Annotated in this window: 14 protein-coding genes; 10 read left to right on the top strand and 4 right to left on the bottom strand. The window is 39.9% G+C overall.

All coding sequences use genetic code 11. The features are described 5' to 3' along the window. The first annotated feature begins 102 nt into the window (after nucleotides 1-102). The 3 genes from DX933_RS09945 to DX933_RS09935 all read left to right on the top strand — a co-directional run bounded on the left by DX933_RS09945 (nucleotide 103) and on the right by DX933_RS09935 (nucleotide 2,522). Nucleotides 103-885: an alpha/beta fold hydrolase gene (locus DX933_RS09945; protein ID WP_123316333.1), complete on the top strand. Its 783-nt coding sequence runs from the start codon at nucleotides 103-105 to the stop codon at nucleotides 883-885. A gap of 74 nt (nucleotides 886-959) precedes the next feature. Beyond that, nucleotides 960-1,430, top strand: a complete 471-nt coding sequence (locus DX933_RS09940) for a hypothetical protein (RefSeq protein WP_123316275.1) — start codon at nucleotides 960-962, stop codon at nucleotides 1,428-1,430. Nucleotides 1,431-1,721: 291 nt separating this feature from the next. Continuing rightward, nucleotides 1,722-2,522 carry an SDR family oxidoreductase gene (locus tag DX933_RS09935; protein WP_190279482.1) on the top strand — a complete coding sequence of 267 codons (801 nt, stop codon included), beginning with the start codon at nucleotides 1,722-1,724 and terminating at the stop codon, nucleotides 2,520-2,522. Nucleotides 2,523-2,648: 126 nt separating this feature from the next. On the opposite strand, the gene DX933_RS09930 is transcribed toward DX933_RS09935, so the two are convergent. Both DX933_RS09930 and DX933_RS09925 read right to left on the bottom strand, forming a co-directional pair. Continuing rightward, a complete protein-coding gene (locus tag DX933_RS09930; protein WP_123316273.1) occupies nucleotides 2,649-3,566 on the bottom strand; it encodes a class I SAM-dependent methyltransferase in 918 nt (305 codons plus the stop codon). 221 nt (nucleotides 3,567-3,787) lie between these two features. Next, a complete protein-coding gene (locus DX933_RS09925; RefSeq protein WP_123316272.1) occupies nucleotides 3,788-4,582 on the bottom strand; it encodes an N-acetylmuramoyl-L-alanine amidase in 795 nt (264 codons plus the stop codon). Nucleotides 4,583-4,878: 296 nt separating this feature from the next. Between DX933_RS09925 and DX933_RS09920 the strand changes: the two genes are divergently transcribed. Both DX933_RS09920 and DX933_RS09915 read left to right on the top strand, forming a co-directional pair. Beyond that, entirely contained in the window at nucleotides 4,879-5,220 is a 342-nt protein-coding gene (locus DX933_RS09920) for a helix-turn-helix domain-containing protein (RefSeq protein WP_123316271.1), read from the top strand. A 177-nt stretch (nucleotides 5,221-5,397) separates the two neighbouring features. Continuing rightward, on the top strand, nucleotides 5,398-5,964 hold the full coding sequence (locus tag DX933_RS09915) for a DUF4256 domain-containing protein (RefSeq protein ID WP_123316270.1): 567 nt from the start codon (nucleotides 5,398-5,400) through the stop codon (nucleotides 5,962-5,964). A gap of 40 nt (nucleotides 5,965-6,004) precedes the next feature. On the opposite strand, the gene DX933_RS18255 is transcribed toward DX933_RS09915, so the two are convergent. Continuing rightward, nucleotides 6,005-6,343: a hypothetical protein gene (locus DX933_RS18255; RefSeq protein WP_145962272.1), complete on the bottom strand. Its 339-nt coding sequence runs from the start codon at nucleotides 6,341-6,343 to the stop codon at nucleotides 6,005-6,007. Nucleotides 6,344-6,565: 222 nt separating this feature from the next. Here DX933_RS18255 and DX933_RS09905 point away from each other — a divergent pair, with 222 nt between their 5' ends. The 5 genes from DX933_RS09905 (at nucleotide 6,566) to DX933_RS09885 (ending at nucleotide 17,986) form a co-directional block, all read left to right on the top strand. Further along, nucleotides 6,566-7,156, top strand: a complete 591-nt coding sequence (locus DX933_RS09905) for a YdeI/OmpD-associated family protein (RefSeq protein WP_123316268.1) — start codon at nucleotides 6,566-6,568, stop codon at nucleotides 7,154-7,156. Nucleotides 7,157-7,556: 400 nt separating this feature from the next. Then, nucleotides 7,557-11,660 carry an endo-alpha-N-acetylgalactosaminidase family protein gene (locus tag DX933_RS09900; protein WP_223805936.1) on the top strand — a complete coding sequence of 1,368 codons (4,104 nt, stop codon included), beginning with the start codon at nucleotides 7,557-7,559 and terminating at the stop codon, nucleotides 11,658-11,660. A gap of 651 nt (nucleotides 11,661-12,311) precedes the next feature. Next, nucleotides 12,312-16,703, top strand: coding sequence for an endo-alpha-N-acetylgalactosaminidase family protein (locus tag DX933_RS09895; RefSeq protein ID WP_223805935.1), 4,392 nt, complete (start codon nucleotides 12,312-12,314; stop codon nucleotides 16,701-16,703). 78 nt (nucleotides 16,704-16,781) lie between these two features. After that, a complete protein-coding gene (locus tag DX933_RS09890) occupies nucleotides 16,782-17,369 on the top strand; it encodes a CalY family protein (RefSeq protein WP_123316267.1) in 588 nt (195 codons plus the stop codon). 53 nt (nucleotides 17,370-17,422) lie between these two features. Continuing rightward, nucleotides 17,423-17,986, top strand: a complete 564-nt coding sequence (locus DX933_RS09885; protein ID WP_123316266.1) for a hypothetical protein — start codon at nucleotides 17,423-17,425, stop codon at nucleotides 17,984-17,986. 143 nt (nucleotides 17,987-18,129) lie between these two features. Here DX933_RS09885 and DX933_RS18250 read toward each other — a convergent pair whose 3' ends face one another. Then, complete coding sequence (locus DX933_RS18250) at nucleotides 18,130-18,411, bottom strand: hypothetical protein (RefSeq protein ID WP_145962271.1); 282 nt, start codon at nucleotides 18,409-18,411, stop codon at nucleotides 18,130-18,132. Nucleotides 18,412-18,438 lie beyond the last annotated feature (27 nt).

The raw sequence follows: 18,438 nt of genomic DNA, 5'->3' as shown, positions 1-18,438 counted from the left end.
TAAGCATCCATATTGTAGCTTAAACTGATGTCGAATTTTGAAACGATTTTGGAGCCGACAAATGTTTCGTATGGGAAGAACGGTTTGATTGGGGGAGAAATTTTGGAATTATATTATAAGGAATACGGTAATAAGCATGGTGACCTAATGGTGTTTCTACATGGTGGCGGCGTGAGTGGTTGGATGTGGGATCAACAAATCCCTTATTTTACGGACTATCATTGTGTCGTTATTGATTTGCCAGGACAGGGGAAAAGTTTGGGCACTGAACCATTTTCTATTCGCACAAGTGCAGCGAAAATAAATGAACTTATTCAATCCATCGCTCACGAAAAAGAAGTAATTGTTATCGGGTTTTCGTTGGGAGCTCAAGTATTAATTCAAATGCTAAGTTTGGAGCCGAATTTGATAGATGCTGCAATTGTAAATAGTGCACTCGTTCGACCAAGCGGTACGTTTATTAAAAAAATGATTCGCCCATCCATTAAAATGACTTTTCCACTTGTGAAAATTAAATCTTTTTCAAAAATCCAAGCAAAGACATTGTATATAGATGATGCCCAATTCGATACCTATTTTGAGGAAAGTTCACGAATGAAGCCAGATACGTTAATAAACATCTTAGAAGAAAATATGTCATTTGAGGTTCCAGACTCTTTCCAAGATGCACAAGGAAGAATACTTGTAACCGCTGGAGGAAAAGAAAAATCCATCATGAAAAAATCAGCCAGTGACATTGTCTTCCGAAACATAAACTGTACTGGAATTATCATACCCCATGTAGGACATGGCATTCCTATGGCAGACCCCACGTATTTTAATCAAATGGTGGCTAACTGGGTGAAGGATGATACGTTGCCGAATGGGGTAGAAGAGCTCAAATAATGAAAGGCGCATAGGTGAATAGGGAATCGAGATGTTCTCTAGAGCATCTTTCAACTTTTAATGGAGGTGATTATGTGGATCCTGAAGCGTATAAAGCATATTTGAAGCAGCAATATTCCCATGAGGTTCGACCGTTACAATCAGTTAACGATGTTATCTCCGCATTTCAAAAAAAATTAGATATTGTCGAAACGGAATTATCAGAATCTGAATCTATTTTCTTGAAAATGGCCATGATTAACTATATTTATGTACACATAAAAAACCCTATAACATCCAACTTGGGTAACTTTAATTTCATTTCGTATGAAGTAGTAAACAATGAAAAAAGTGAACCTTACTACAAACATATGAGGATTTCGTCTGGTAATGAAAGAATACTTGTCATTATTGAACCCCAGTTAAATGAAATAACCTCCAATTGCGAAGAATTAAAAGTGGATATGTTTATCGAACGTGGAATCGACACATCTCATGTAAAACAAGCTACAGATGAGTATTTTGCATATCTAATGCTTTTTGATTCTCGTAATGAGAATCATTGACTACGACAGGGGATAAAAAGACAGCATTTTATAGAAGAGTGAAAGCATGACAGGAAAATTAATTCCTTGATTTTAAAGGTTTAATTTTAAAATTTGTGAAGCCTGGGAAACTATTTGTCTAACATTTCTAGACCATTGTTAAAATAATCAAATAGAGATATTGAAAGGAGCCACAGATTCAAAAAGTGGATTAACTTATAATGTTTATAAACAAGAAAGACAAGTTTTAGTCGCTGAACTAACAATCAGTGGGGGAAGTGGGAAAACCTCCACTGATTGAAGTTTCACTTTATGCGTCTTCATTTGGAGGGATGTTTGATGAACAAGTGTAAAGAAAAAATTGCAATTATTACAGGTGTAAGTCGTCTTAAGGGTATTGGAGCAGCTATTTGTAAAGAATTGGCTGAAGCTGGATATCATATATTTTTCACATATTGGACTGAATATGATGAACAAATGTCTTGGGGCATTGATTTAGACGAGCCGATGAAATTAAAAGAAGAATTAATACATAAGGGCGTTAAGGTATCTTGTATGGAGTTAGACTTATCTCAAATTGAATCACCCGAAAGGCTATTAAATATAGTTATTGATCAACTTGGCTATCCGGATATTTTAATTAATAACGCTGCATACTCAACTAACAACGACTTTACTAATTTAACCGCTGAGGAATTGGATAAGCATTACTTGGTAAATGTTCGTGCAACAGCTTTATTAAGCAGTAAATTTGCTCAAAGGTTTAGCAAGAAATCTGGAGGAAGAATAGTCAATATTACTTCTGGTCAATTTCAAGGGCCGATGCCTGGTGAATTAGCATATGCAACAACTAAAGGGGCAGTTGATGCTTTGACTATTACGCTATCAGCTGAACTTGCACCCTTGGGAATAACGGTGAATGCAATCAATCCAGGACCAACAGATACAGGATGGATGACCAAGGACATTAAAAAAGACTTAAAACCAATGTTTCCTTTTGGTAGGATAGGGGAACCGAAAGATACCGCAAAAGCCATAAAGTTTTTAGTAAGTGATGAGGCAGATTGGATTACAGGTCAGGTTATTCATTCGGAAGGTGGATTTAGGAGATAAAAATGAATAGATTAACTACTTTTTATAAATCGCTTTCTGGAAAGGAATCGTATCGTAAAAAAGGATTAACAAATAAAAAGTGAACCTCCCAATTAAAGTGGATAGGAAGGTTCACTTAGAACAGTTTTATTTTTTCACGGCATGAAGGTAATGAATGGTTTCGAATGCCGATAAATAATCTGTGCGATTTGCAAAAAATTGATGCTGAATCATTTCCGGATCAAGCTGCTCATAAATAAGTAATCCTGCTTTTTCCAATAATGTTTCCATTTCTGTATAGGAAAAAGATGAATTCATCGGTTCCCCACTTGTGGCTGCCATTTCTACCATATGTTGAACGCGATTTGATTTTCCCTTTTCGGTGAAAAGTCCCTCATCAGCGTAATCCATTACGATAGAGCTTCCGGCTGGAACATTTCTAAACATTTCATACAATAGATTTTCAAGTTCTTTTTTTGTTAGATAGTAGGAAACCCCTAACAGGCTATATACGGTTTTTTGATTTGAATTAAAATTGGATTTTTCAAGTATTGTGTTTGATAATTCCTTGGTAAAATCCATGGATATGAAATGAAGGTGGCTTGGAATATCGAGCCCTGCAAGTGCTAATCTTTCTTTTTTAAACGCTTGTGTGGCAGGATGATCGATTTCAAATATATTTATGTTGTCTATTACATCTAGATTTCGGAAACAAAAAGTATCTAGTCCTGCGCCAAGTATGACGTATTGTTTTGCTCCTAATAGGATCTCGTGATGGATTACTTTCTCACAATAGGCCGCGCGTGCAAGGGGAGTAGGCGATAACTGAACTTGTGTAATCCACTTCAGTATTTCATCTGGTTGATTTTTGTAGGTTTGCGCAATTTCTGGATTGAAGTATTTTATTCCGTTAACCATATTTTCACCAATTCTTATGAACTCCGACTGCGTAAGTAATTTTTCAGCTAACGTATCATCCATTATTTTCGGCTCATCAAATTTGCGATGATATGCTCTTCCAAATGCGGAAACTAACGAGGTTAGACTAGATTCGTTTTCTTTCATAAACATATTCCTCCCAAAAAAATAAGATTCCCCTGGCCAGAGGAATCTTATTGTAACAGATGAAATTTAATATTTAAATATAGCATAAATGGACAATTTTGTCAACTCTTTTAAATGCTATTAATGTCTGTCTGCAAAAATCAGTTCACCTGCATTTCCAAATTGAAAATGCAGGTGAACAGAAGGAGAATCGTTTTCCAGTCTGTAGAGAATAGATGCGTTTAGCTAATTAGCGAGCCCGCGGTGCTACTCCGATAAACCCTCACATAGGTTGGGCTTGCAGTAATATATAAACCGCTTTTGATTTGGTACATATGCCCGCCATCGACTGGGAATTTGTCGCGGATGACCGTATATACATCGCCTTTATTAACGATAACGGCGCGGTCATTCCAATCTGGGGTGTTATAGGTCCAAAGGGAATTGGCCAATATCTCGATATACTGTGTTCCGGTGCCGCCACCGCTTTTCTTACTTAGTCCAAGCGCATTGGCTAGCCCAACTGCATGTCCACGGGCAACGTTATTTAAAAAGGCATCACTTTTTAATTTTTCTGCGTCAGAACTATGATCGATGAACCCATTTTCCGTCAATACTGCAGGCATATTGGATTCTCGAACCATGTGGAAGTTTTCTTCTTTCTTTCCACGATCGCGAAAGGCGGTCTCGTTAACAATTTTATCGTGAACGATGGCACGCAGTCGATTTGTTTCCGGCTTACCAGCATAGCTACCGTTGTAGGTGTATGACTCAAAGCCTGTACCTCCGCCGGCATTAATGTGGATGGAAACCAAATAGTTGGCTCCCCAGCTATTGGCCATATTCGTGCGTTCTGTAAGTGAGAGCGTTGCGTCTGTTGTCCGAGATAGCCTTAGTGAATGACCTTCGTATTCATTATTGAGGATATCTCTCGTTTTTAATGCTAGTTTTAAAGTAAGATCCTTTTCCCGCAGCCCGTTTGCTTGTGCACCAGGGTCTGTTCCTCCGTGACCTGCGTCAATAAAAATTTTTGTCATGTTGAATCATCTCCCTTAATATTTTATATTGCAAAAACAGCTTGCCCGATTGTGCGAAACTTCCATTGCGTAAAAATATGGGTAGTGATCCTGACATCCATTCCATCGACAACAACGATCCTCCCTCCTTTGAATTATTCGTGTTTTTTGATCTCATAACTATCTTGTTGTTACTTTTATTATGAATTGCTAGAATAGAAATAACAATGGGTCCATATTTCTATTTTAGAAAACAGGCTTTTCTACTACAAAAATATGGTGAAATATAATTTCTACTTTGGAGTGTGGTGGGTGGTATGGAAATTGGTGCAAGAATTATTCATTTACGTGAGCAAAAAGGATGGAGTCAAAGAGAACTAGCTCATCAATTAGAATTAAATGTAAGTGTGATGAACAGAATAGAAAAAGGCGAACGACCAGTGAAAGATCGGGAGCTGGATAAAATTGCAACCGTCCTTCAGGTAAGTGCAGATTATTTATTGGGAAGACAGGAGCAATGGACAATCCTTGAAGATACGTCTTTTCGATCCTTCATCGTCGATCCCGATTTGAAAAAATGGTATAAGGATTTACCGAATAATCGCGAGGAAGATTTGCGTAAGCTTAGACGGATTTGGGAAGCTTTTATTGAAGGATAATCCCATACGATAGATGCATGACATTTTGTACATAAGCTTTTTTTTATCACTTATCGGACAAAAGACATCCTATGATTGTTTTCTTGTTTGGAGTGTGGAAAGCCTTTGTAACTAGTGATGCCCGATTGACAGGAAATAGGAAAAACGAATGATGAAAAACGAAGGAGGAAGCTGAAGATGCCAGCTAAACAGAAGGAATTATTACCCGAGCAAACCGAAAGGCTATTATCTACGTTGAAGGATCGTTTTGAAAAAAATATGGATAGACATGAGGATTTGGTTTGGGAGCAAATTCAAGAAAAGCTTATCTCGAATCCGGAAAAATTATGGTCACTACATGAAATGGAGGAAACTGGCGGGGAACCAGATGTGGTCGATTATGATACAGAAAAAGATGTTTATATTTTTTATGATTGTGCTAAAGAAAGTCCAAAAGGTCGTCGCAGTATTTGCTATGACCGAGCAGCGCTGGAATCTAGGAAAAAACACAAGCCGGAAAATAGCGCAATCGACATGGCTGCCGAGATGGGAGTCGAATTACTAACGGAAGCGCAGTACCGAAAATTACAGGAGCTAGGGGAATTCGACTTAAAGACCTCCACCTGGGTACAGACACCTGAGAAAATCAGAGCATTGGACGGAGCGCTGTTTTGTGACCGCCGCTATGACCATGTCTTCACCTATCATAATGGCGCATCCAGCTATTATGCATCGCGAGGATTCAGGGGCTCGCTGAGGGTTTAGCAAGGAGGGGCCTGCACTTCACCCCCTTCGAATGATCCGTTTATTCCAAATGGCTTATGCTGATGAACCGTTTAAAAATCCTTGCCGAACTCAAGATTTTAAACGGTTCATGGCCAATCGTCAAAAAATCTTCGTCAAACATGAAATAATTAAACGGTTCATGGCCAATCGTCAAAAAATCTTCATCAAACATGAAATAATTAAACGGTTCATGGCCAATCGTCAAAAAATCTTCATCAAACATGAAATAATTAAACGATTCATGGCTAATCGTCAAAAAATCTTCATCAAACATGAAATAATTAAACGATTCATGGCTAATCGTCAAAAAATCTTCATCAAACATCAAATAATTAAACGATTCGTACCTAATCGTCAAAAAAATCCCCATCATTCTCAGATTAATAAACGATATCTTTTACAAGCCAAAACCAAATAGCTTATTGCTTCTACACCCTTTCAAAATCAATGAAATAGAGAAGGTATCTACCTCGGTCGTGTGCCATACCATCTGCTGTCAAAAAATGATAAAATAATAATATATTTTTTCGGGGAAATGGGTGCTACTGAGACAAGAGATCATAGAGGAGGGTTACGAATCATGGTTGGAGATAAAAATCCTAAGGTCGATGCTTTTCTAGACAAGGCGAATCAGTGGAAGGAAGAATATATCAAGCTAAGGGAAATAGTGCTTGGCTGTGAGCTGGTTGAGGAATTTAAGTGGAAACATCCGTGTTACACATATAACGATAAAAATGTTGTTTTGATTCATGGCTTCAAGGATTATTGTGCGCTGCTTTTTCATAAGGGGGCCTTATTAAAGGATCCACATGGTATATTGATTCAGCAAACGCAAAATGTGCAGGCGGCGCGTCAAATCCGATTCACCAATCTACAGGAAATTACGGACCAAGCAGCACGGATTAAAGCATATATCGACGCTGCAATTGCCATTGAAAAAGCTGGCTTAAAGGTAGAAATGAAAAAGCATGAGGATTATGTTATTCCAGATGAACTGCGAGAAAAGTTCACAGAAAATCCCGCGCTTCAGGCTGCCTTTGAAGCTTTGACACCGGGTCGCCAGCGGGCATATATTTATTATATTTCGCAAGCGAAGCAGTCCAAAACGCGAACCTCCAGAATTGAAAAATATACGGAAAAAATCTTAGCTGGAAAAGGGATGAATGACTAGTTTTGTAAAATGATGTCTATCAAGCATGACTGAGAATCGGGCGCCCCCGGTACTTTTTTGGTCGTGCGTGGCTTTGTTAGTGTGGATAAAAATATATAACAGTTTTAGGTGTCATACCAATGGTGTGGCACCCATTTTTTTTTCAATTACATTTGGTTCTATGGTTTCGTTTTCAAAAATGCAAGGGTCGGATTGGCTAATTTAGACATAGCCATTAATGCCTAATTTTTAGATTTGTCAGTCAAAAGACAATTATAATAAAAAATTCAACAATATTTTTGTAGTGAAAGCGCTTTATACTGATGTACGTTGTCATTGTAATCATTTTAGTAAGACATCTTAGAAAGGAGCAAAGAAGTTAGTTCTAAGTATTAGTTAAAATGACGAAGGAGTGAACGGATTGAAAGCAATATGGAAAAAGTCTATGGCTTTGTTGTTTGCTGTCATGCTGCTACTTCCGGGAACGTTGCCAATGAATGGTACCGTGCTGGCAGAAGGAAGCACCGGATCGCAGGGAGAACAGGCCGCAAAAGTAGATACTGTTAAAGTGGAAAATACGTTTCAATCAAAGATAGAACCGAAACAAGAGATTACCTTTGAAGAAGGTGATGTCGAGGTTATTCAAGGTGATGGCGAGCTAACCTATAATGAAGATGGTTCCATCACATTTGATGTAACTTCAAAGGACCGTAATAAAATAGTTCTTCGCAATGTAGAGGACATGAAGGATGGCATCATTGAAGCGGATGTTAAAGCAGACAAGGATTTAGGGAGATTTGGGTTTATTTATCGAGTCCAAGATGAAACCAAATATAAATATACGGGTACAGAAGATCAAAATAATCAGTATTTTAGTCAAATCTTCAATCCTGTGAATAAATGGACAGGTAAAACAAAAGGAACAGCGCTGGAGGCAGACCAAACCTATCGTCTACGCATCAAGTTTGTAGATGATGTAGCAACGCTTTATGTAGATGGCGAAAAGATTGATTCCTGGTCTCAGCCGGAAGGTGCAAATGAAGCAGGTGCGATTGGTTTTGAAAAATGGCGTGGTGCTGCAAACATTACGATTTCGAATGTAACGGTGCAGGAATACCATGCACCAGAGCCACCTGATACGGAGCCGATTTTGGAAACCATTCAATCTGATTATCTGGATGTAACGATTGATCAAATTTTCCCACGGGTTACGGAATATAAGGTTGGAGAAAAAGTCATGCAAGGACAGGAAACTCCTGTGTATGGATTAAAGGTCAATAATGTGCTCTATTATCCAGATGTACATTTTGAAAAGGTGAGCGAGCAAGAAGCACGCTATACGATGACTTTTCAAGACGAGTACGAGGACATGGATGCAAGTGTAACCGTATCATTAAAAGTGAAAGATAATAAGGTGATTTATCAATTTGAAGAGATTGAAAATGCAGGGGATACACCAATTGAAACCGTTGCATTTAATGACATGAATTTAATTTCAGCTGATGCATCTCAGACAGATGCCGCAGCAAAATTAACGAAGCTTAGTGGTGACGTGAATAAACCGGGTGATACAGATGTCGCTATTACAGAAGATATGAAGGACATTGGTACAACTGCAACGTATTACACTGGATTTTTAACAACTGGTGAATTAAGTGCTGGTGTTTGGAGTAGCTCAGAGGCAGATGGTCATAGCAATTTGGTCGCTAGCCGTTATGAAACAGAAGCTGGTGACAAGGCGATGGGGATTGGATCCAACCAACTGTATTACCATCGATCCTTTATGCCAAAGGCTCCTGAAGAATTGCCTTCTATCAAAATTGCCTTTGCGGAGGATTTAAATGATGATAATAAGGTGGATTGGCAGGATGCGGCAATTGCTTACCGTGATATGATGCAGGATATTCCGGGATCAGAGAATGTGAATAATAATGTTGCGATGCGAATTGCCATGAACTTTGGTTCCCAGGCTCAGCATCCATTTCTAGAGACAGCAGATAATATCAAAAAAGTTCATTTAGCAACAGATGATCTAGGACAAGCTGTTCTGTTAAAAGGTTATGGAAATGAAGGGCATGATAGTGCACATCCAGACTATGGTGATGTAGGTCAGCGTATGGGTGGCGAAGCAGATTTAAAGACATTAACAGATATTGCAGAACAATATGATACTGAAATTGGTGTTCATATTAATGCACAGGAAACGTATCCAGAGGCAAAAGCATTTAATGATGACTTCATTGAAGGACCAGGCTCACTTGGCTGGAGCTGGCTGGATCAGTCATATGTTATTGATAAAATTAAAGATTTAGCATCTGGCACGCGTGCAAAGCGCTTGGATGAATTAAAAGCAGCCGCCCCTGGAATTGATTTCATTTACTTGGATGTTTGGTACCAGGATCAGTGGGAATCCAACCGTATTTCCGAGCAATTGGTTGAGCGTGGCTGGAGAGTATCCACTGAATTTGGAACTTCTATGCCAAACTATTCCACTTGGCAGCACTGGGCAACAGATAAGAACTATGGTGGTTCGACCAGTAAAGGCATTAACTCAGACGCACTGCGTTTTATTAGTAACCACCAAAAAGATTCTTGGGTTTTAAACTGGCCGGAAGCGGGCGGTACAGCAGACCATCCATTATTAGGTGGTTTTGAATTATCTGGTTTTGAAGGCTGGCAATCAGAAAAGAACTTTGATCAATTCATTCATATGACATATGATACGAATTTACCTACGAAGTTTTTACAAAAGTATTATGTAACGAATTGGGAAAAGGTTGAAGGAGATGCAACGAAAACCAATTTAGAAAAGAAGATTACGTTACAGGATCCGAGCAATGGGGACAAAGTAGTCGTAGAAAGAAAAGACAACTCCAGGGACCGTACCATCGAATTAAATGATCGAGTGATTTTGGACGGGCATCAATATCTTATCCCTTGGGTGAAACAGGACTTTGAAAATCCGACACCAGAGGCAGAAAAATTATATCACTGGAATTTAGAAGGTGGCACATCTACTTGGGAATTGCCTGATGCATTCCAAGACGCAGAAGAAGTGGCTTTGTATAAGCTAACAGATCAAGGACGTGCTGATGAGCAAATCTTACAAGTGCAGGATGGCAAAGTTACAATTGAAGCAGAAGCTGCAACACCTTACATCGTTGTAAATACAGGTGACGAGGGCGTTTCTATCGATAACTGGAAAACGAATGGTCATATCCATGATACAGGCTTTAATACCGGAACTATCGATGATCGTTATACAGAAGTAGCTGGTGACGAGAAAGCAGTGGAAGTGAAACGTACGGATCAAACAGGCGCTGGTAGAAACTTAAGTAGTGGAGATTATTATTTGGAAATGGCCAATCCAGCTAAAGATACCACGGTCACAAGAACAATTGATGATCTAGAATCAGGCAAGGATTATGTCGTCGAGGTTTATGTTGAAAATAACAGCGATGAAAAAGCTACATTAGCAGTAACAGGCGGCGAAAAGGATGTAAGTAAATACACACTTAGAAGTCTGCAAAAGAACTATGTGAAAGCTGATTCGCATGCAACCAATGATGGCTATGATAGCAAAATGCAGCGGATGCAGGTGAGCTTTACAGCGAAAGGTGATAAAGCACAGTTGAAGCTTAGCCGTGAAGCTGGTGAAGGAGATACGAAATTCGATGATATTCGTATCGTACAAAAAACATTGCAAAACGAGGTTTCTGATACCGTATTTGAACAGGACTTTGAAGATGTCGTTCAAGGTATCTATCCATTCGTTATCGGTAACACAGAGGGTGTAGCGGAAAACCGCATCCATTTATCTGAGCTCCATGCTCCATACACACAAAAAGGCTGGGCAGGTAAAAAAGTGGTGGATGATGTTCTTGATGGCAATTGGTCTGTGAAGGTAAATACCGGAAATAACGGCTTGTTGTATCGCACCATTCCACAGCATTTCCGTTTTGAGGATGGAAAGACATACAAAGTATCCTTTGATTACCAGACAACTGCAGAGGATTTCCGGTTTATTTCAGGTGATCAAGAAATCGACGTAAAAACCATTGACGATGCAAAAGGCTTGCAGGTAAATGAAAAACTTTCCGCTGCAACCGATACAAAAACAGCAGAATTTACTGTCACAGGCTCTGACAATGGCCAAACCTATATTGGTATTTTCAGTGACGGAACAGAATTGAATATGGATACTGGTGCTGGCACATTCGTGTTGGATAACTTGCGGATTGAACAGGTTTCTGATGCGGAAAGCGCAACGGACCTAAAAGAGTTGGTTTCTGCACTTGCTGAGGATGGAGCGTTCTCCAATCCAGGTGTTGCAAGACAGCTAACCGTTCATTTGACAGCAATCGAACGTTTTGAGAAAACAAATGCGACAGACAAAGTAATCAAGCATTTGAACGGATTTAAAACATTGCTCGATCAAGCGAAAAAGGTAGACCATATCTCTGATTCTGCATATGAAACATTAACTAAAGCAACCGATGACGTATTGAAGCAATACGAAAAGTAAAATCGATGAGAGAGATTGATTTTATGGTCAATCTCTTTCGTTCATTTTTTAGCAATGTGCATAAAGTTTTGTACAAATCACCGTTTTTAAAATATATAGTCTTAAAGTATAAGCTTTATATATCGCAAGTGTCTTTGTATCCAAGTTTTAACTAGTCAATTTTACCTAATTTTTTAATTTATCTGTCAAAAGACAATTTAAATAAAAAAAACAACAATATCCTTGTTGTGTAAGCGCTTTAGGTGAGGTAATTTGTCATTGAAGTACCTGCTTATTTATCACGGATTAACTGTCTGTAAGCTCCCCACTTTAGAAATTATTGTTGATAACCAGCATTGTAAGTGGGTGATCAACAGCCAGTAAAGGCCTGATTGGTCAACTAACAATCAGTAGGGAAAGTGCAAGAACCCCCACTGATTGAAGTTTCACTTTATCACAGATTAACTGTCTGTAAGCTCCCCACTTTAGAAATTATTGTTGATAACCAGCATTGTAAGTGGGCGATCAACAGCCAGTAAAGGCCTGATTGGTTCAACTAACAATCCGTGGGGAAAGTGCAAAACCCCCACTGATTGAAGTTTCACTATATATAAGGGAGGGACAAACAGTTAGTTGTTGTTGGTAAAGATATACAAATTGGGAGGGGAAACGGTGAAAAGAATTTCCAAAAAAATCATTACCTTATTGTTTGCATGTATGCTCGTACTTCCAGGCATGATTAATGGAAGTGGCGTGGTTCTAGCTAAAGACGCAGTGAATGCGGATGAGGTTGTTGCAAAAGAGATCCAAACAGCAGCTAAGAAACAACCAACAACACAAAAAACAAAAGCAGCTCCTAAACAAGTATTGTCTTTAAAAGAGGGAGATGCAGAAGTCATTCAAGGGGATGCAGAATTAACGTATAACGAGGATGGATCCTTGACGTTTGGTGTCACATCCACTGGAAAGAACAAGGTCATCTTTAACCATATCGAGGATATGAAAGATGGCATTATTGAAGCAGATATTAAAGCAGATAAGGATTTAAGTCGCTTTGGATTTATTTATCGTGTTCAAGATGATGCAGCTTATAAATATACTGGGACTGCAGATCAAAACAATCTATATTTTAGTGAAATATTTGCACCAGTAAATGAGTGGACAAGTAACACAAAAGGAACTCCACTTAAAGCAAATCAAACCTACCACCTTCGTCTGAAATTTGTAGATGATGTGGCTACATTATATGTAGATGATGAGAAAATAGGTTCCTGGTCTCAACCAAATGGATTAACAGATGCTGGTGCCATCGGTTTTGAAAAATCTCGTGGGGCAGCGAATATTACCATTTCCAATGTGCAAGCAGAGGAATATGTCGCACCAACACCACCGGATAAAGAACCAGTTGAAGCAACATTACAATCGGATTATATGGACGTGACCATCGATGAGAACTTCCCTCGCATCATTCAGTATGCGGTTGGAAATCACATCATGGTCGGGCAGGAAACACCAGTCCATGGTATCAAGGTAAACAATGAACTGTATTATCCAGAGGTTTCCTTTGAACAAACAAATGATTCCGAAGCATTGTATACGATGACATTTGCCGATGAGTATGAGGATATCGATGCAACTGTTCAGGTTTCTCTAAGTGTGGTCGATAATCAAGTCGTTTACCAGTTTGAAGATATTCAAAATGCTGGAGATGCCGTCATTGAAACGATTGCTTTTCATGATTTGAACTTGATTTCAGCTGATGCTAGCCAAGAAGGTGCTCATGCGAAATTGACCAATTTAAGCAGTGATGTAAACAAGCCTGGCGATATCGATGTTAATATTGATGAGGATATGGAGAACGTTGGCACATCGGCAAGCTATTATACTGCTTTTCTAACTACTGGAGAGCTGAGTGCAGGAGTTTGGAGCAGTTCTGAGGTAGATGGCTATAAAAATTTAGTCGCAAGCCGTTATGAAACAGAAGCGGGTGACAAGGCAATGGGCGTTGGCTCCAACACCTTATATTACCATCGTTCCTTTATGCCGGAAGCACCTGAAGAACTACCATCTATTAAAATCGCATTAGCGGAAGATGTGAACGATGATTCCGTTGTAGATTGGCAGGATGCAGCGATTGCTTACCGAGATATTATGCAGGAAATTCCTGGCTCAGAAAATGTTAATAATAATGTTGGTACACGCATCGCAATGAACTTCGGCTCACAGGTTCAACAGCCATTTCTAAAAACTTTGGACAATATTAAAAAGGTGTCCCTCGCAACGGATAATTTGGGACAGGCCGTATTGTTAAAGGGTTATGGAAATGAAGGACATGATAGTGCACATCCGGATTATGGTGATGTAGGAGAACGGATGGGTGGCGAAGCAGATTTAAAGACACTAACTGATGCAGCTGAACAATTTAATGCGGAAATTGGTGTTCATATTAATGCACAAGAAACCTATCCCGAAGCAAAAGCATTTAATGATGACTTTATTGAAGGTCCAGGCTCATTAGGTTGGGGTTGGATTGATCAGGGATATGTCATTGATAAAATCAAAGACTTAGCGTCTGGTACTCGTGCGGAGCGTTTGGATCAGTTGAAAGAAGCAGCTCCTGGTTTGGATTTTATCTATCTTGATGTATGGTACCAGGATCAATGGGAGTCGGATCGAATTGCTGAACAATTAATTGACCGCGGCTGGCGTGTCACGACAGAATTTGGTACATCAGTTCCGAACTACTCCACTTGGCAGCACTGGGCTACTGACAAAAACTATGGTGGCTCGGAAAGTAAAGGAATAAACTCGGATGTACTACGATTTATTAGTAACCATCAAAAGGATTCCTGGGTATTGAACTGGCCAGAGGCTGGAGGAACAGCTGACCATCCACTACTTGGTGGTTTCGAATTGGCAGGATTTGAAGGCTGGCAATCAGATAAGAATTTTGACCAATTTATCAGGATGACCTTTGATACAAATATTCCAACGAAATTCTTGCAGAAGTATTATGTAACCAATTGGGAAAAAGTTGACGGAGACGCGACAAAAACCAACCTGGAACAAACGATTAAACTACAGGACCCAAGCAATGACGACAAAGTGGTGGTAGAAAGAAAAGAAAATTCAAGAGACCGCATCATTACATTAAATGATAACGTCGTATTGGATGGTCACCAGTACTTGTTACCATGGGTGGAGCAAGATTTTGAAAATCCGACCCCAGAGGCGGAAAAGCTATACCACTGGAACTTAGAGGGCGGCTCATCTACCTGGACTTTACCTGAAGCATTCGGGGATTTAGATGAAGTTGCATTGTACAAGCTGACAGATCAAGGACGTCAGGACAAGCAAATCCTACAAGTGAAGGATGGAAAAATTACGATTGAAGCAGAAGCAAAAACAGCCTACATCGTTGTCGCAACCGATGATGATGCTGGTGTAGAAATCGATGATTGGATGACTGGTGGTCATGTACATGACACTGGATTCAATACAGGCACAATCGATGACGACGATACAGAAGTAACTGGTGATGAACAAGCCGTAACAGTGAAAAGAACATCACAAACTGGTACCGCACGAAATGTCAGCAGCGGTGATTACTACTTACATGTAGACAGCCCTAAAGAAAAGACGACGGTTTCCAGAACCATCCATAACTTAGAGCCTGGCAAGGATTATGTTGCTGAAGTGTATGTAGAAAATAGCAGCAATGAAAAAGCTTCCATCCAAGTAACGGGTGGTGAAGAAGACGTAAGTAATTACACATTACGCAGTCTACAGAAAAATTACGTAAAAGCAGATTCTCATGCGACAAATGACGGCTATAATAGCAAAATGCAGCGCATGCAGGTCAGCTTCACTGCAACAAGCGAAACAGCTACACTAACGCTTGGACGAGAGGCTGGGGAAGGCGATACGAAGTTTGATGATATTCGCATCGTTCAAAAAACATTGCATAACCAAGTATCTGACAAAGTTTTTGAACAAGATTTCGAGTCCGTTGTCCAAGGCATTTACCCATTTGTAATTGGTAATACCGAGGGCGTAGAGGATAATCGAATTCACCTATCTGAACTTCATGCACCATACACGCAGAAGGGCTGGGCAGGTAAAAAACTAGTCGATGATGTCATCGATGGAAATTGGTCTGTCAAGGTGAATACTGGAAACAGTGGGTTGCTGTATCGCACGATTCCACAGCACTTCCGCTTTGAGGAAGGAAAAACGTATAAAGTGTCGTTTGATTATCAAACAACAGTGGACGCATTCCGATTCATTTCCGGTGATGAGGAAATCGATGTTCGCAACATTAAAGATGCAAAAGGATTGCAAGTGAATGATACCTTGTCCGCATCAACAGATACAAAAACAGCCGAATTCACGATTACTGGTTCAGATAATGGTCAAACCTATATTGGAATTTTTAGTGATGGAACAGCATTAAACATGGATACAGGCGCCGGCACATTTATTTTAGATAATCTGCGTATTGAAACCATATCAGATGTGGAAAGTGCTGGAGATCTCAAAGATTTTGTAACGGCACTTGCAGAAGCTGGCGAGATTTCAAATGATACGGTCTTAAGACAATTAACCACCCATTTGACAGCCGTTGAACGCTATGAAAAAACGAATGCTTTAGATAAAGCACTCAAGCATTTGAATAGCATGCATATATTACTGGAACATGGAAAAGATGCTGGTCAGATTTCAGAATCCGGCTATCACGCATTAACAAAAGCAACTGATGACTTATTAAAACAATGGATGCTTGACTTAGCAGCCCAGGCAGAAAGCGCATCTGATATCAAAGAATTCTTGAAGGTGCTGGAAAACACCAAATTGATAGAGGATAAAGAGCTTGTGAAACCGCTAAACCTTCATTTGACTGCTGTTGAACGCTATGAGCAAACGAATGCAGCAGATAAAGTCATCAAACATTTAAACGGTTTTAAAACGATGATTGGCCAATTGCATGAAGCCGATAAGCTGGATCAACATGTATCTGAAGCAATCGACCATGCAGCGAACACAGTCATTCAGATTTGGGAGTAAAACATGTTAAGAAAGGTTGCCCTCGTACTAACCGGGGCAACCTATCAAATAATATAAAAATATCAGGAGGAATTGATCATGAAATTGAAAAAACAACTAGGTATGGGAATTATGTCAGCAGCTTTGGGATTAACTTTAATAGGTGGAGGAACTTACGCATATTTTAGTGATAGTGAAACAACTTCAAACACATTTGCAGCAGGCACACTAGATTTAGCTGCTGATCCAACAACGATCGTGGATGTAGGCGATATGAAGCCAGGAGATTACATTGTTCGTGACTTTGAACTACAAAACAATGGTACACTAGATATTGATAAGGTCGTATTGAACACAGACTATCAAGTAATTGATGCAGAAGGCGATAACACAGAAGACTTTGGCGAACACATTCAGGTAGAATTCCTGTATAATGCAGATAACCTGGATGAAGTAATCTATGAAACTACTTTGGCAGAGTTAAAGAATATGTCTCCAGAAGCAATTAACGAGCACATCTTCTACCCAACTCTAGGAAGTAAAGGCTTGCCAGCAGGAGATACAAATGACCTTGTTGTTAAATTTAACTTTGTTGATAATGGCGAAGACCAAAATCAATTCCAAGGTGACTCTCTAGAACTAGAGTGGACATTTGTAGCTTCCCAAACAACTGGTGAAGAGAAATAAGCAAGGAATTACAGTGTATTTATTTTTCCAAGGATGAGGTGATCTGATAGATAATGAAACGTTGTCGAAAGCAGGATAAGACCACCATCGTCACCCTATGTAAACTCGTCGGGAAAACAATTGTTCTCGGATACTTATTGTTTTTTGCCGTATCACTTTTGGAGCGTCCTACCGAAGCAACTTTTTATGATGAGGGCAATCAAGAAATAACGCTCCAAGCAGCAGAGGTATTTGAGGATACGCCTGAAGAAGATGCTACCGACGAACAAGAAGCAGAAGTGGAAGAAGAAACGGACACATCTATTACAGATGACAAAGCCTTTGAAGAGGAAGAAGAATCCTCTTCAAAGCAAGATAAAAAGGCATCAAACAAGGATTCAGATTCATCTCAGGAGCAAGAGAATCAAGCACCAGACAAAGATGAAGAAGAAGGCACCGAACCGGACAAACCATCATCAGATAGGAAAGAAGACACCATGAAAGAACGGGATGAAGATGGAAAAGCCGAACAGGATGATGCCAAATCACCTTCAGACAAACAGGAAGAAAAAGAACCTTCCAAGGAAAAGGTGAAGGAGCAACCAAGCAAAGAAAACGATCTAGTTGAAAACGAATAGTAAGGAGTGAAATGATTATACAGATTTTCACCCCCTACTGAGAGGCAAGGGATTGGAGCGCAACACCACGTTTGTTGTTGCACCAATCCCTGTTGCTCCATATACAGGGAAAGGAATCGGCTCGCCGATTCCAACTACATAGATCAAAAGAGAATGAAATGGGCCACGCCCCATTTCAACACTTGCTGATTTGGCGAAGTCGGGCACCGCCGGGCGAAAGTCGCGCCCCACCGAGCGAAAGTCGAGCACCAACCGGTAAAGTCGGGCACCACTGAGAGAAAGTCGGGCACCACCGGGCCAAAGTCGAGCATCACCGGGCGAAAGTCGCGCCCCAGCGGGCGAAAGTCGCGCGCCACCGAGCGAAAGTCGAGCACCAACCGGTGAAAGTCGCGCGCCACCGAGTGAAAATCGAGCACCAACTGCAAGAAATCTGGTCCAATGTGATGATGCGA

The organism is Ornithinibacillus gellani, from assembly GCF_003730295.1.
Classification (GTDB): Bacteria; Bacillota; Bacilli; order Bacillales; family Amphibacillaceae; genus Ornithinibacillus_A; species Ornithinibacillus_A gellani.
The sequence above is the reverse complement of the archived record's forward strand: the minus strand, read 5'-3'. Positions and strand labels throughout refer to the sequence as shown.

Bases quoted from the DNA above. Each gene is read 5' to 3' on its own strand.
- DX933_RS09935 (WP_190279482.1), top strand. From the start codon at position 1,722: ATGCGTCTTCATTTGGAGGGATGTTTGATGAACAAGTGTAAAGAAAAA.
- DX933_RS09930 (WP_123316273.1), bottom strand. From the start codon at position 3,566: ATGAAAGAAAACGAATCTAGTCTAACCTCGTTAGTTTCCGCATTTGGA.
- DX933_RS09925 (WP_123316272.1), bottom strand. From the start codon at position 4,582: ATGACAAAAATTTTTATTGACGCAGGTCACGGAGGAACAGACCCTGGT.
- DX933_RS09920 (WP_123316271.1), top strand. From the start codon at position 4,879: ATGGAAATTGGTGCAAGAATTATTCATTTACGTGAGCAAAAAGGATGG.
- DX933_RS09915 (WP_123316270.1), top strand. From the start codon at position 5,398: ATGCCAGCTAAACAGAAGGAATTATTACCCGAGCAAACCGAAAGGCTA.
- DX933_RS09905 (WP_123316268.1), top strand. From the start codon at position 6,566: ATGGTTGGAGATAAAAATCCTAAGGTCGATGCTTTTCTAGACAAGGCG.
- DX933_RS09890 (WP_123316267.1), top strand. From the start codon at position 16,782: ATGAAATTGAAAAAACAACTAGGTATGGGAATTATGTCAGCAGCTTTG.
- DX933_RS09885 (WP_123316266.1), top strand. From the start codon at position 17,423: ATGAAACGTTGTCGAAAGCAGGATAAGACCACCATCGTCACCCTATGT.